Origin of the sequence: Leptospira sp. WS58.C1 (assembly GCF_040833995.1) — a bacterium.
GTDB lineage: Bacteria > Spirochaetota > Leptospiria > Leptospirales > Leptospiraceae > Leptospira_B > Leptospira_B cinconiae.
In genome coordinates this window covers 3482421-3497240 of record NZ_CP162137.1, presented here as the reverse complement: position 1 = coordinate 3497240, position 14820 = coordinate 3482421, and the positions used below count along the sequence as shown (strand labels likewise).

General features: G+C 42.9%; 15 protein-coding genes. 11 read left to right on the top strand and 4 right to left on the bottom strand.

Annotated elements, in window-relative coordinates; all coding sequences use genetic code 11:
- The first annotated feature begins 76 nt into the window (after nt 1-76).
- The 10 genes from AB3N61_RS16115 (at nt 77) to AB3N61_RS16070 (ending at nt 9455) form a co-directional block, all read left to right on the top strand.
- A complete protein-coding gene (locus AB3N61_RS16115; RefSeq protein ID WP_020769045.1) occupies nt 77-238 on the top strand; it encodes a hypothetical protein in 162 nt (53 codons plus the stop codon).
- A gap of 58 nt (nt 239-296) precedes the next feature.
- The gene (locus tag AB3N61_RS16110; protein WP_367899108.1) at nt 297-1106 is read left to right on the top strand and encodes an SCO family protein; all 810 of its coding nucleotides are present in this window, start codon (nt 297-299) and stop codon (nt 1104-1106) included.
- 26 nt (nt 1107-1132) lie between these two features.
- Nucleotides 1133-2158 (top strand): cytochrome c oxidase subunit II, encoded by a 1026-nt coding sequence (gene coxB / locus AB3N61_RS16105; RefSeq protein WP_367898082.1) that lies wholly within the window; start codon nt 1133-1135, stop codon nt 2156-2158.
- An 11-nt stretch (nt 2159-2169) separates the two neighbouring features.
- Nucleotides 2170-3753 carry a cytochrome c oxidase subunit I gene (gene ctaD / locus AB3N61_RS16100; protein ID WP_020769330.1) on the top strand — a complete coding sequence of 528 codons (1584 nt, stop codon included), beginning with the start codon at nt 2170-2172 and terminating at the stop codon, nt 3751-3753.
- Nucleotides 3740-4519, top strand: a complete 780-nt coding sequence (locus AB3N61_RS16095; protein WP_020769383.1) for a cytochrome c oxidase subunit 3 family protein — start codon at nt 3740-3742, stop codon at nt 4517-4519. Before ctaD ends, AB3N61_RS16095 begins: the two co-directional genes overlap by 14 nt.
- 157 nt (nt 4520-4676) lie before the next feature.
- A complete protein-coding gene (locus AB3N61_RS16090) occupies nt 4677-5336 on the top strand; it encodes a hypothetical protein (protein ID WP_367898081.1) in 660 nt (219 codons plus the stop codon).
- Between the two features lie 112 nt (nt 5337-5448).
- Nucleotides 5449-6012, top strand: coding sequence for a CarD family transcriptional regulator (locus AB3N61_RS16085; protein WP_008593510.1), 564 nt, complete (start codon nt 5449-5451; stop codon nt 6010-6012).
- A 41-nt stretch (nt 6013-6053) separates the two neighbouring features.
- On the top strand, nt 6054-7322 hold the full coding sequence (locus AB3N61_RS16080) for a PIN/TRAM domain-containing protein (RefSeq protein WP_020769422.1): 1269 nt from the start codon (nt 6054-6056) through the stop codon (nt 7320-7322).
- 125 nt (nt 7323-7447) lie between these two features.
- Entirely contained in the window at nt 7448-9046 is a 1599-nt protein-coding gene (gene pckA, locus AB3N61_RS16075) for a phosphoenolpyruvate carboxykinase (ATP) (protein WP_020769306.1), read from the top strand.
- 142 nt (nt 9047-9188) lie between these two features.
- The gene (locus AB3N61_RS16070) at nt 9189-9455 is read left to right on the top strand and encodes a phasin-related domain-containing protein (RefSeq protein ID WP_020769229.1); all 267 of its coding nucleotides are present in this window, start codon (nt 9189-9191) and stop codon (nt 9453-9455) included.
- A gap of 61 nt (nt 9456-9516) precedes the next feature.
- On the opposite strand, the gene AB3N61_RS16065 is transcribed toward AB3N61_RS16070, so the two are convergent.
- The 4 genes from AB3N61_RS16065 to AB3N61_RS16050 all read right to left on the bottom strand — a co-directional run bounded on the left by AB3N61_RS16065 (nt 9517) and on the right by AB3N61_RS16050 (nt 13832).
- A complete protein-coding gene (locus tag AB3N61_RS16065; protein ID WP_367898080.1) occupies nt 9517-10233 on the bottom strand; it encodes a hypothetical protein in 717 nt (238 codons plus the stop codon).
- Nucleotides 10234-12072, bottom strand: a complete 1839-nt coding sequence (locus tag AB3N61_RS16060) for a CHAT domain-containing protein (protein WP_367898079.1) — start codon at nt 12070-12072, stop codon at nt 10234-10236. It abuts the gene before it with no gap.
- Nucleotides 12073-12146: 74 nt separating this feature from the next.
- On the bottom strand, nt 12147-12887 hold the full coding sequence (locus tag AB3N61_RS16055) for a hypothetical protein (RefSeq protein ID WP_020769387.1): 741 nt from the start codon (nt 12885-12887) through the stop codon (nt 12147-12149).
- Between the two features lie 39 nt (nt 12888-12926).
- Nucleotides 12927-13832 carry a sigma-70 family RNA polymerase sigma factor gene (locus AB3N61_RS16050; protein ID WP_020769274.1) on the bottom strand — a complete coding sequence of 302 codons (906 nt, stop codon included), beginning with the start codon at nt 13830-13832 and terminating at the stop codon, nt 12927-12929.
- A 34-nt stretch (nt 13833-13866) separates the two neighbouring features.
- On the opposite strand from AB3N61_RS16050, the gene AB3N61_RS16045 reads away from it, so the two are divergent.
- The gene (locus tag AB3N61_RS16045; RefSeq protein ID WP_367898078.1) at nt 13867-14775 is read left to right on the top strand and encodes a M23 family metallopeptidase; all 909 of its coding nucleotides are present in this window, start codon (nt 13867-13869) and stop codon (nt 14773-14775) included.
- The last annotated feature ends 45 nt before the right edge of the window (nt 14776-14820 follow it).

The window sequence follows — 14820 nt, the reverse complement described above, 5'->3', positions numbered from 1 at the left end:
TCTCCAAAACTGGTTGGTATCTTTCGCTTTTAACAGAAGTGAAACGTTTTTTTTCTGATACTTTAGGAGTCATTCCATGAGCCAAAACGGAGACCATTACAACAAGGCAGGTTTTTGGACATTCGTGGTCGTATTGGCCGCAAACATTCTTTATTTCGTTTATCTTTCTGCGTTCCACAAAGGTGTTAAAGATTATAACGAAGTAGTTCCTTCTAACACTTCGGCAGCAGCGAAGTAAGGAAAGAAGCCGGGATAGAACGTTGTTCTCCTCCAATCATCCGCAGCATTTTTCTAAAATAGCTGCGGCTTTAATACTTTTATTACCATTCCTATCCGTTTTATCCTTCGATACCGAGAGAGAGTTGCCTGCTCATGCGGTCCCACCCGAACTAGAAGGCGTTGGTCTGGAAGAAAAGTTAGGGAATTATATCGATACCAATCTATCTTTCGTGGATGAACAGGGAAAACAAGTCCGCATCGGCGATTACTTGAAAGAAGGAAAACCTCTTCTTCTTACCTTAGTTTATTATAGATGTCCCACACTCTGCAGTCTTTATTTAAACGAGATCTCAACCGCGCTCAAAGAATTAAATTTAGAAGTTGGAAAAGAATTCAATTACGTAGCGGTGAGTTTTGATCCGAAAGAAAAACCGGATCTGGCAAAAGCGAAAAAAGAAGTATATGTGAAAGATTATGGAAGAGGGGACGGTTCCGGCTGGAGTTTTTTAACCGGAAATGATCCAGAAATAAAGGCATTGTCTTCCAGCCTGGGTTTTACGTACAAATGGAATCCTTATAATGATCAATGGGTGCATGTTTCCGTAGCCTATGTGATCACCCCTGATGGACAAATTTCCAGGTATTTAAAAGGGATGCCAATGGATGAAAGGACCCTGAGATTATCTCTCGTAGAGGCAGGAAACGGTAAAATCGGCGATTTGACTGACAGTGTTGCCCTTTTTTGCTTCCAATTTGATCCATCCAAAAATAGGTATACATTATACGCATTCAATATCATGCGAATCGGCGGTTTTCTTACCGTCCTCGTTCTTGCAGCGTTCTTATTCCGCTTTTGGAAGAAACAAAACTCGTCTAGTACAGTATAAAAAAAGGAAGGAGTGATTTCGATCCGATGAACTGGTTCTCTTTTATTACGGCGACAAGCTTCATGCCGGTTCCAGCGACTAAAGAATCGGGAGATGTAGATAACCTCTATATCTTCCTTCTTGTTTCGGGCCTTATCTCTTTTATCATTCTCATTGGGGGAATGGTAATATTCATTTTCAAGTATAGAAGAAAAACGGAAGATCAGAAAAGTGCGTATATCACGCACAATACTCTTGCTGAGTTCCTTTGGTCATTCATACCTTTCGTGATCATGATGATCATCTTTGCTTGGGGATGGAGTGTATTTCATGATCTTCGCAGAGTCGGAGAGAAAGGTGATGTTGAAGTTCACGTGACGGCTCGTCAGTGGGCTTGGACTTTCAAATACGCAAATGATATCGAGATCAATAGCCCCAGCGACAAAAAGTTAGTGGAGAATGATCCGGACTCTACTCTTCTCAAACCTGAGGTCGTAGTGGTTCCGGTCGGTAAGACCATTCGTTTTATTCTTACTTCCGATGACGTTCTGCATAGCTTCTATGTTCCTGCATTCCGAAACAAAATGGATGCGGTTCCCGGCAGACGGACCACTTTCACTTTTACTCCGATCGAGAAAGGTGACTTCACGGTTTTCTGTACTGAGTATTGCGGAACAAAACACTCGAACATGATGGCTACGATCCGTGTGGTAGATGGGGAGCAATTCGCTCTTTGGCAGTCTGAAAAACTCGCCGGAATGGCTGGCGCTAGTAACAAAGGACCCGCGGAAAGAGGAGAAGCTCTTTTTAAAGGAAGCCTTGGATGTAGCGGATGTCACTCGATCGACGGATCCAGGATTGTTGGACCGACTTTCAAAGGTCTTTACGGTAATAAGAGAGACTTCGCAGACGGATCTTCCGTTGTTGCGGACGATGCTTATATCAAACAATCCATCCTTGTTCCGACTGCGAAAATCGTCGCTGGATTTCCTCCTGCAATGTCTTCTTTCCAAGGAAGGATCAAAGAGGACGAGATCAAGGACATCATCGAATTCATTAAGACGCTTAAATAGGATTACGGACAATGGCCCACGAGCAACATAATTACCTGAATCACCAGAAGGGGATTTGGTCCTGGCTTACGACCTTAGATCATAAGCGTATCGGGATCATGTATTTTATCGCGATCATGAGCTTCTTCTTTTTAGGAGGAGTTTTCGCTCTATTAGTTCGCGCAGAATTATTCACACCCGGAAAAACCCTTTTTTCCGCAGACGTTTACAATAGAATGATGACCTACCATGGAGCCATTATGGTGTTCATGGTAATCGTTCCAGGGATTCCTGCAATTTTCGGAAACTTCGTTCTTCCGATCATGATCGGAGCAAAAGACGTAGCTTTCCCAAGATTGAACTTGATGAGCTGGTATATGCTGATGATCGGTGCTGCGATCACCGGTTCCACTCTCTTCTTAGAAAACGTAGATACCGGTTGGACATTCTACACTCCTTATTCTTCCATTAAAACCGGAATGGGAGTGATCCCGATGGTTCTTGGAGTATTTATTATCGGATTCTCTTCAATCCTTACGGGTCTGAACTTCATTGTAACCACTCATAAGCTGAGAGCGCCTGGAATGACCATGAACAGAATTCCTCTCATGGTTTGGGCCCTTTACTCTACAGCGATCCTGCAAGTATTGGCAACTCCGGTTCTTGCGATCACTCTACTTCTGCTGATTGCGGAGAAAACTCTTGGAGTAGGGATTTTTGATCCTCAGTTGGGAGGAGATCCGGTGCTATTCCAGCACTTCTTCTGGTTCTATTCTCACCCTGCGGTTTATATCATGATCCTTCCTGCGATGGGAGTGATCTCCGAGTTGGTAGCGACTTATTCACGTAAGATCATCTTCGGATATACTGCAATCGCTTACTCTTCCTTAGCGATCGCCGGGGTTTCCTTCTTAGTTTGGGGACACCACATGTTCGTTTCCGGACAATCCGAGTTTGCCGGGGTTCTATTCTCCTTCATCACGATGTTAGTAGGAGTTCCTACAGCGATCAAATTGTTCAACTGGATCGCAACCATGTATAAAGGAAGTATTCGTTTGGATGCTCCGATGTTGTTCGCGATCGGGTTCATGTTCTTATTCACCATCGGTGGATTGACCGGAGTGTATCTGGCTTCTACCGGTATGGACGTTCACTTCCATGATACTTACTTCGTGGTAGCGCACTTCCACTATGTGATGGTTGGTGGAACTCTGATGGCTCTTATGGGAGCATTGATCTACTGGTTCCCTAAAGTGACCGGAAAAATTTATAGCGACTTACTCGGAAGAATTTCCTGGGTCTTTATTTTCTCCGGATTTAACGTAACCTTCTTCCCTCAATTCATTTTAGGAAATATGGGAATGCCTCGTAGATACTACGATTATCTTCCTACATTCACCGAGTTGAACCAAATGTCCACTTTTGGATCTTGGTTGATCGGAACAGGATTCTTGGTCGGACTTTTCGGAGTGTTTCATGCACTTATGAAAGGAAAAGAAGCAGGAAACAATCCTTTCGGAGGAAAAACTTTGGAATGGACCATTCCTTCTCCTCCTCCACACGAAAACTTTGACAAGACCCCAGTACTAACCGGAGGGCCATATGAGTACCGCTAATCACACAGGTGGTTTTCATCACGCACATCATTTCGACAGCGCAGAACATCAATACGAGTCTTCTAAACAAGGGATCTGGTTATTCCTTGTTACGGAAATCCTAATGTTCGGTGGATTATTCGTAGGATATTCCATCTACCATTCTTTGTATCCTCAGGTTTTCCATGCGGGAAGTAAGCAACTTTCCGTTGTGTTAGGTGCGGTGAACACAGTAGTTCTTCTATTCAGCTCCTTCACTATGGCGCTCGGGATCAACTATGTGCAAAGAGGGCTGAAAAATAAGGCGATCATCGCTCTTGCGGTGACAATCGCTTGTGCGGCGATCTTCATGGTCGTAAAATTTTTCGAGTACACTCACAAGTTCCACGTAGGCACAGTTCCCGGTAAATACGCTTACACCGAAGAATTAAACGCTTCCGGTGAGAAGGTAACTAAAGTAGGTGCATTACTTGCAGAAGCTAACAAACTTAGCGTTGCAGAAAGAGAGCACAAACTTCATCTGGACGAAACTGAATACGAACATCTTACCCTTTTAGAAAGAACCAAAAATTGGCCTTTGTTCTTCGGATTCTATTTCGTAATGTCCGGGATCCACGGTTTGCACGTTCTTGCAGGTGCATTTCTTATCTTCTGGGTACTTTTGAAAGTGATCAAAAACCAAGTCGGTCCTGAATACTACACTCCTGTCGAAGGAGTCGGGCTTTTCTGGCACGTGGTCGACTTGATCTGGATTTACCTCTTCCCTCTTCTTTATTTAGTGGGATAAGTTAGAATCAAAAACTGCGATTGAAAGATCGTTGCGAAAAGCCGGGGTTTTTCTCCGGCTTTTTTATTTTTCTCCACAAGACCCGGCTCAAAAAAACTGCAAAGAAACGGCGAATCCTGCCGATATTTGAAAAGAGACTAGTTTTCCCGGACACAATATGCAAAATATAGATTATTCCAGAAGACTGAGACAATCCGGAACCAGAGGACCGGCTCCGCGTCAGGGTGAATCTTTCCCAACCGTGCAAACCATCCAGCATGTGAGAGGGGGAAATTCTCCCATCCGCTCTTTTCCGAGCTCAAGATCCATCTTTCTGGTTTTAGTAGGGGCTATTTCTCTTTTTACGGGTGGGGTAGTGGTCGGTCTCAGATTGGATCAGAAAGAGCAAGCCTTTGCTCAAAACGAAACTCAGTCTTTTTATAATACAGGGAAAAACGTAAGAACCGAGCAATCGGTGGAAGAGAGAGAAAATTCTTCCTCCGAAAACACGAATTCTAACGCAAGCGAACGATCTGCTGAAACTTCCTCTTCCTCCACTTCTAATCGGAATCCAGGACTCAAATATCCCGCTAGATCGGATAAGGAAAATTATTTCCTATCTATCCCGACCGAAGATTCGGTAGAAGCGATGGAAATTGGAAAAAAATTGCTAAGAGCAAGACCTGAGTTCCAAGGAAGATTTTTCAGATCCAAAGACGGAGAATTATTCCTAGGATATTTTTACGGAAAAGAAGAAGCCACCAAGGCTCTGGAATCCATTCGTCCTCTGAATGATCCGATTTTTCACAAAACTTCCATTCACAAACTTCAATTTTGATCCGAATTTTCGGATAAAGTTCAGTCTTGAGCGTTTACTCATTTTTTCCTTGACTTTGCCTCAAAATTTGCTATATTTTTGAGCAGAGTTTTAACGGAAGTCTTAATACTAATTGGCTGGCAAAAAGAAACAATCTGGCTACGATCATGGCGTAGGCGACTACGTCGTATATCCGATCCACGGGGTAGGTGAAATCACCGAAATCGCTAAAAAGGTTATCCTGGGAAAGAAAAAAGAGTGCTACGTAATGGAAATCCAGGGTAGCAAGATGAAGGTGATGATCCCGGTCGATAAAGCAAAGCAGGTCGGAATTCGACCCATTATCGACAAGAAGGATATTAAAAAAGTCATCAATCTACTCAAGAAAGACGAGGTCGATACTGAGGAGGACTGGAAGATCAGGTACCAAAACAACCTGAACAAAATAAAGTCCGGATCGATCTTCGAAGTGGCGGATGTGTGCAGGAATTTATTCCGCAGGGCAAACGGTAAAGAACTGTCCATCATGGAACGTAAATTGTACGAAAGCGCGTACAATCTAGTTAAGATGGAAGTCGCCCTAAGCAAAGGAGTTTCCCAAGAAGAAGCAGGGAATCTCGTGTCAGATGTTCTAGCTAGTACATTCGCTCCGGGAGAAAGAGTTCCCGTGGCAGCAGTCGACATAGACGAAGAATAATTTCCGATAAAACTCGAATCTATTATCAAAGGATTTGAGTTATGGCGTATTTTTATAAAGGTCTAACGGCCGTCCTACTCTCCTTAGTGTCGTTCTTTGTGACGCAAAAACAAACCCAAGAGTTTGTATTCTCAGGCTCCAGTGCGGGGCTTGTACTCGTAATTTCTCTCGTACTTTTGTTCGGTGAAACTAAACTATTTCCAAAACTTCGCGGAGACGTTATTTTTTGTGTAGGAGTGGGTGCTCTTTTGGGCTTCGCACTCGCTTGGTTTATTGGAACGATTATTCGTTTTGAGGAATTGAATCTTGCATTGTATCTGATCCTAGGTCTTTTCGGAGCTAGAGCAGGTAAGTCATTCGCTAAAGAACCTGGCCTTTCCATATTCGGCGGAGGCGGGGGTGGACCTACTTCTCTAGTAGATCCATTCGGCGTGGCTTCCATCGGCAAAGACGAAGTACGGGACAAAATTCTGGATACTTCTGTCGTGATCGACGGAAGAATATTAGATATTGCTGATACACATTTTATCGATGGTCCTCTCATTCTGCCTAACTTCGTGTTAAGAGAGATCCAGCTTATCAGCGATTCTTCCGATCCGATCAAAAGAGCCAGAGGACGTCGCGGTTTGGAGATGTTGAACAAACTCCAAAGAAAAGGTTCCATCGAAGTTAAGATCACATACAAAGATTATTCGGACACTAGAGAAGTGGACGCTAAGTTGATCAAACTTGCTAGAGACACCGGGGGAAAGATCGTGACCAACGACTTTAACCTGAACAAAGTCGCGGAACTCCAAGGAGTAAAAGTCCTTAACCTGAACACTTTGGCAAACGCATTAAAACCTGTCGTTCTTCCTGGAGAAGAATTGGCTATCCAAGTCATCAAAGAAGGAAAAGACGAAAACCAAGGTATCGGCTATCTAGAAGACGGAACAATGGTAGTGATCGAGAACGGCGGACACCTAGTCGGCAAAGAAGTGAAGGTTACTGTCACTTCTATCATCCAGACTGCTGCCGGAAAAATGATCTTCACCAAGGCTAACGGAAACGGTGGTGGCGGTAGCTTCGATAAAGGCGAGAGAGCTCCCGAAAAAGAAAATCGCGGTAAAGGCGATCGTGGCGGAGAAGATCGTGGAAACAGATACGATCGTGGGGACCGAGGAAACGAGGAAAGAGGGAATCGTAAAGATTACCAAAACAAAAACCAGAACCGCGGTAATTACCAAGAAAGAGGCGATCGAAACGAGAGTAGAGGTGAAGATTTCGGGAATCGTAAAGATTTCCAAGATCAGCAGCAACAACAGCAATAAGCGGTCGCTAAAGAGACAGAATGCGGGTCGTATTTAGGAATTGCCTCAAAATTCGACCCGGTTCCGAATTGACGGTATCCTGACCCGAAAAAAAATTGAAATACGATCTCAATAAGGAGAGCCAAATGCAGGCCCAGACGCAAGTGAAGGGACTGAAGGAGCTCGGTATAGAGCCCTCCGAAGTCTTCCATAACCTTTCATACGACGAAATTTTCGAACACGAAAAGAATAACGGGGAAACGGTCCTTTCCTCTAACGGAACCATGATGGTGGATACCGGTATTTTTACCGGACGTTCTCCAAAAGATAAGTACTTCGTAGACGAACCTTCTTCTAACAAGAATATCTGGTGGGGTCATATCAACTTTAAAGCCTCCGAAGCGGTTTTCGAAGAGCTTTATCAGAAATGTGTAAATTACCTGAGCGGAAAAAAACTCTATGTATTCGACGGATACGCTGGAGCAAACCCTGAGACCAGGATCGGTCTTCGTGTAGTTTCCGAAAAAGCTTGGCAGCACCATTTCTGTACTAACATGTTCATTCGTCCAACCAAGGAAGAGTTAGCAAATCTTCTTCCTGAATTCACTATCATCAACGCTTGCGGAGTGAAGAACGAAAAATACAAAGAGCATGGCCTGAACTCGGAAGTATTCGTAATCTTCAACCTGGCAAAAAAACTCTGCATCATCGGCGGGACTGAATACGGCGGAGAAATGAAAAAAGGTATCTTCTCCGTAATGAACTATAAGTTACCGTTGCAGGGAATCGTTTCCATGCACTGTTCCGCGAATATAGGGAACAAAGACGGAGACACCGCGTTGTTTTTCGGGCTTTCCGGAACAGGTAAGACTACTCTTTCCACTGACCCTAACCGTAAACTGATCGGAGACGATGAGCACGGCTGGGACGATAACGGAATTTTTAATATCGAAGGCGGTTGTTACGCGAAAGTGATCAACCTAGATCCTAAAACGGAGCCTGAAATTTTCGAAGCGATTAAAAGAGACGCTCTTTTAGAGAACGTGGTTTACGACGAAAAAACGAAAGTTGTAGATTATACTTCCGCCGCTAAAACCGAAAATACCAGAGTTTCCTACCCGATCTACCACATCAAAAACATCCAAGTTCCTTCCAAAGGTGGCCACCCTAAAGTGATCATCTTCTTGACTTACGATGCATTCGGAGTTCTCCCTCCTGTTTCACGTTTGTCTATCGAACAAGCGATGTATCACTTCCTTTCCGGTTACACTGCGAAAGTTGCTGGAACTGAAAGAGGTGTTAAAGAACCTACCGCTACCTTCTCCGCTTGTTTCGGAGCTGCGTTCATGACACTACACCCAACCGTTTATGCTAAGTTGTTGGGAGAGAAGATGCGTAAACATAACGTTCGCGCATACATGATGAACACAGGACTTGTTGGCGGAGCTTACGGAACAGGTAAGAGGATGAATCTTCCTTCTACCCGTAAAATTATCGACGAGATCATGAACGGAAACATCGACAAGTCTCAGTTTGTAAAACATCCGATCTTCCAAGTAGAATATCCTAAAACCGTAGAAGGTGTGGATAGCGCTATTCTGGATCCTCGTGAGGCTTGGGCTGATAAAGCTGCTTATGACGAGTCTTCTAGAAAGCTTGCCGGCATGTTTATTGAGAACTTCAAAAAATATGTAGAAGGTTCCAAAGACTTCGACTTCACAGCGTTTGGACCTCAGTTAGGCTAAGATCTTTAAGAAGTCGGATTTTGTCCGGAGGAGTAAGCGGGATTTCCCCTTACTCCTTTTTTATGCCCGCGGTGTTTCGGGAAGTTGTTGACAAACCGTTGTGCGGCGCATAATCATCATAGAATATATAGGGATCAAAAGCATGGAAAAGGAAATCAAAGAAGCACTGAATTTCGCGATCGGAGCGGCAAAAACCCTGAGAGAACAAGCGGACAGTATTCTTTTAAAAGTGGAAAAAGAATTTAAAGAACTCTCCGCAAAAGGTTCTCAAGACCAAAGCGAAGTTGCAAATAATCTTAGAAAATATATCGAAGACGCATTACGTTCCGTGGAAGGACTAGCCGGCCAAGTGAACTCTAAAGTAGAAGAAGCAAAAAAAGAATTCGGTAAGAAAAACTCTAAGGACTGAGAATCTTACTATATTTCGTTTTTAATCTTCCTCACCAATCCAAATCGATTTTCAAAATATATTAAAGCCTGGGATCATCCGATTCCAGGCCCAACCATTTCGCTAATCTTTCCTTATAAGGGAACGGAGGCGGGCTTTCCATATCCAATTCGAAAGAAGTATTCCACAAGGAGATATTTTGTTCGAATTTGATCTTCAGGATCTTTATAATAGTCTCCCTAAAGTTAGTAAACCATTCGGAAGAAGGGATCCCTTTTTCGGTTAGATAACCTTCTATCAGATCTATACTTCTATAATCCGAAGAAAGGGCCGAATAAGAAAAAGAATCATCGGAAAATTCGGAGAATACACTCTCCCATTCATCCGCGAAACTCCTTTCTTTGTTCCTACAATCGTAGGCTTGGCAGATCGATGCTCCATAAAAGGAATAATTCTGGCTACGTGGATCTCCCGTATAAACCGGATGGATCATACAACCGATCCTACTTCTGACCTTGGTCTCAGGAGAATGGCCGTTTACTTCTTCCGTAAGCATTCCTAAAAAAGGACAGTTGTAGGTGAGAGGATCTTTCTTAACAAAATTTTTTTCCGCTTCTTCTCTTACCTTTCTGAATTCCGCCATCGTATAAGGTTTGGAGAAGTCCACTGATCCTTTAAAAATCTCGGTTCTTTCTTTTAGGAGAGTCCTGAATTGGTCGGGTTTTAATTCTAGATTGAATAATCCGCAGCAGGCCCCGCAGGAAAAAGGAACGTCTGCGGAGGGTTGGCAAAGACCCACTTATAAACCGCCGTGAGGCAGATTCCCGGGTCTAGAAGGAAGAAATCCTAAGAACGCGAGTTCTAATTCTTTCGTCGCTGGATTTTCTACAATATTACAGTTCAGAGGGAAGATCTGCAGTCTATCTTCGTGGAAAACGATTACCTTTCCTCTATACTTTTCGATCTGTTCTCCTATAAAATCCTGTTTGATCATTGGAGCAGCGACTAAGGAAGATTCGGGCTTTATACCGCGGAAGAATAGATGATTGTTCGAGTTAGTAGAAACTAAGAAGATACTGATCCTTTCCAATTCTTCCAACTCCGTTAGAAGGTTTTCAAAATAATACTGGAATGTGATCAGATATCCGTCCGCTGACTCGGGTTGGATCTGTCCTTTGGAATACAGATCGATCCATTGGATCATCTTCGAGATCGTATCCTTGTTTGCAAAAAGTATTTCAGGAAGGTCCGTAACGACAGGAGTGATCTCCAGTTTTCTGAAATCATGAAGGCATTGGAACATCAATTCCCACCATCTTTCCGTATTATACGCGTCGTCCGGATTGTTCGGGATATATTTTCCTAAAGAGTGATTCTGGTGGTCGCTGAAAAGGATCCCTCCGATCACCTTGGAAAATTCCTCGAAAGCGAAGATCAAATGTTCCATTAACTGATAGGAAGTGAGTGATTCTTCTTTTTGTTTTTCAGTGAATTTGTAATAAGACGCCGCGATCGGGTTCGGATAAAATTTGAATATTAAAGAAGGATTAATGATCTTATGGACAGGTTTTCCTTTTGTAGGATCGGAGACAACTCTGATGATCGGTTGTCCATGAAGACTATAGTTAGTCCAAGTCAGATCGCTCGGATCGTAGTTCCTTCTGGCATGTTCCTTTGCTAAATACAAGGACTCGCCTATACTTTTATCCGCGAATAAATTCGTATAAAATTGGATCGTGAAGTCGATCGTATTCTGATTATCCGCGATTTCCCAGTTGGTCCCGATAAAACTTTTGATCCCGGACATCAAAAAGGAGCCCGCAAAATTATTCATCAGATCTGCGTTCAGATTTCTAGTGGTGCTTTTGTTGGATTGGCAAGAGTTTGAAAATACCATATCGGTATTAAATCCCGAGTTTTTAATCTCTCTTGCTTTTAGGATCTTTCCCTCGGAGATCAGCCATCCGTTTTCCAATGGATCATCGGAAAAATACAAATGTCCTGAATAATGGATGATATTCTTTCCTTTGATGAGAGAAAGAAGTTTTAATTTAGTAACTTGTCGTCCGCCTATAAATTCGATCTCTAATCTGGAGCTAGGCACCTTCTCACTTAGAACGCGGAAAATCTGCTCTCCTTCTTTTTGGGCCCATTCTAGATCCTCAGTCGGATCGGCGATTATGAGCATTCGGAGCTTCTCCTTTTCTTTGAAGGCACCGCCGGAGGATTCTCCTCGTACCGTTTTTCCTATATAGAATTTATCGGAAAGAAAACAGGTACCGTCATGTAGGAGTTCCCACGGGATCACTCCTAATTTAGGGTCTATATTAAAGTGAAGGTATTTTTCCGTAGTAAGTCTGAGTTTTTCTTGGATAGCTGCAGGAAAGAACTGATCGTAAAAAGTCTCTCCCAGGATCTTTAGATCATGAAGAATGTCTGTTTCTAATGTCGGAGTTTGTGCCGATTTTTGGTGGATCGCGACGGAGACTCGGACTAAGTTTTCAATTTCCTTAATATATTCTAGGATTAGATCTTCGTCCATCGTGGACTGAAGATGCGATTCGGATCCGCTGCCGGAACTATCTAGAATATTGAATACGTTTACGGCACCGACTCTGTCTATGATTAGGTTCAGCATTGGATCTAAAAACTGCGCCTAAAAAGTTCCCTTGCCGTGACATAAGCGCAGGAAGGAAACTGATTACAACGCTCTTAATCCAAAAGGATAAAGAGATCTATGGATTTAGACAAGTCTTTTCCCTGAAACTCCACTGTGTACTTTCCTTCTCTCAGTCCGGAGAAATTAGTGATCCCTTCGGAATTGAATTGGTTGGAAAGTATGAATCTTCCGTCCTTAGAAAGATTTACTCTTTGGAAATCTTCCGGTCTCGGACATTCGATTTTGACACTTAAGTAAGCGGTTTCGTCGGTTTCTTGTACGACTTGGTAAGTGAACTTGCAGTCCTTATCCATTTTTTCTTCAAAAACGATGAACTCGGAAGAAGACGGCGATTTTGCTACTGCGGAACGCATAGCAGGCGCATAATCTACACGAGTGTTGATTTGAAGAGTTTCAATCAGGCTTCCGAAAAGTTGTGCTCCGGATTTTCCTAATTTAACTACGATGGACTCTTTTCCTTGTGCCTTACGGGCTAATTCCATTTCCACATATCTTTTCAGATATTCAGGAAACGGTTTCGCTTGCCATCCTTCGTTTAGTTCGGCCTTATTCAGATCCAGATCCTCCTGGAAGGATTGGAAAGAATGTTTACGTGAAGCTGAATCGAAGTAGGACTCACCGGCAGCCTTTAGGCTAGCCTGGAGCGCTTCTTCCATTCTAATAAGTTCGTTTTGTAATTCGGCGTCTTTTTCTAGTTTAGTCAGTATTTCTGGTTTCCCTTCGAATAGTGACTGGATGATTTCTGACACCGGGTTTTCGTGGTTGGATTCCATTTGAGTAAGATTCTCCAATAGGTTTTATGACGATTCTTTCTACTCGGACAATTCGGAAAATTTGAGTTTTTTTTGTATTTTTTCGATCAATCTGAGTAATGTAACGCTCACATTTCCCTCGGTTATCCCTAAAAGGTCTGCAACCTCTCTGTACGGGGTTCTTGCAAGGAAATGGCCTTTTTTGCGCTTTTCTAAGAGTTTTTTCCGTTGTTCGTATTTCTTCTTTAGAGCTTGGGAAGTTTTATCTATTTCTTGAGGAAGTAAAGGGGCTTTTTTAACAGTTGCCGTCTGCTTTTCTTTCAATTCCAGAATATTTAAATATAGAGACGTAATCTTATCTTCCATACGGATATTCTCTTCTTCCCGCTTGGAAAGTTCGGAGCGAAGACCTAAAATTTTCTTTTTTAAATCCTCTACACTTAGATTCGTTTTTTCGACTAGGAATTGGATCTCCCCTTCGTCGAGGTTAAGATAATATATATATGAAAGTTTGAAAATTACCCTCTTCTCAACTCCAATATCCCCTAAAACTTGGTGGAAATGTTTGGTAAGCTCCTGGGCTTCTTCCACTAAATCCGGACGAAGATCCGGTTCGTCTTCGATAGTGGCGTATTCTTTTCCTTCTTTATTGACCTTTCCAAGGTTGGTCATCTTTAGCTCTCTCTTGGTTCTTTGCCAATCGATGAGCATATTACGTAGAACGGAATAAAACCATGTTCTAAAACTTGATTTACCTTTGAAGCTGGAAAATCTAGCACCGGTTTTCAATCTTTCGAACGCGTATAAGAAGAAGTCTCCGGCATCATCTTCACTGAGGTGGAAAATCTTCATCGGAAAATTGTAAATATCTTCGGAATAGGACTCGAAGAATAACTTGAGAGCGGCCTCGTCTCCTTCCCCGCATCGGGTAACTAGGTCGAGGGTTTTATCCTTTGACAAATTCATTCTTTATTTAACCTTGCACCTGAGAGCCAACGATATGAGACGTAGTTTATCCCTCGGAATTATCTTGGCCGCGTTCCATCTAAGCACCTTTGCGCAAAACGATAAAGTAATAAATTTTCTTTTCCCGGTGAAAACCGACGGAATCGAGAATAAGGTTACCTCTGTGTTCGGAGAATCCAGGGGGGACCATTTTCATAACGGAATGGACATCGCTTCAACGGGAGAGCCGGTTTTGGCGATGGCGGAGGGCAAGATCCTCTATTCACGGTTTGGTGAAGACGATCCTTTTGGGGAAGAATTCGGGACGGGTAACTCAGTTTGGCTGGATCACGGAAATGGGACGTATTCCTCTTATTACCATTTGAAGGATGGTCGTTTTCCGGGACTTTTAGAAGAACGTCTAGTCGCCGGGGGAGAAAAGATCGCCTATACAGGGAACACGGGTCACTCTAGCGGCGCCCACTTACATTTCGTTTTATTAAAAGACTTCGGAAAGACTATCCAAGATCCTATGAAGGTTTTGCCTATCGTGGACGACGAAAGCCCACCAGTGATAGGAAATTTACTCATCCATCATGATGAATACAAATACAGCCAGGTAAATGACGGAGATAATATCAATATTTCCAAGGCTTTTCCTGTGACTGTAGGGATACAAGATGCAGGTAAAAAACCGGGTCAGAGAAGGGGCGTTTCTCAGATCCAGATCTCCCTGAATGGGCAATTATTAAAGAAGGCAAGTTTCTCCAATTTACATTATGAAAAAGGAGAATGGAAAAATTCGGAAGGTTTTCCATTTTCAGAACTATATTTTAAGGATCAATATCTGGTTGGTCATTTGGATTTTCGAAATGGAGAGAATGTGATCAAGGTCCTCGCATGGGACTTTCGTCAAAATCTTACCGAAAAAACGTTCACTTTCTACGTAAGCCGAATCCGTTAGTATATCTTTAACGGTTAATCGAATTATAAAAATTAGATTATTCTT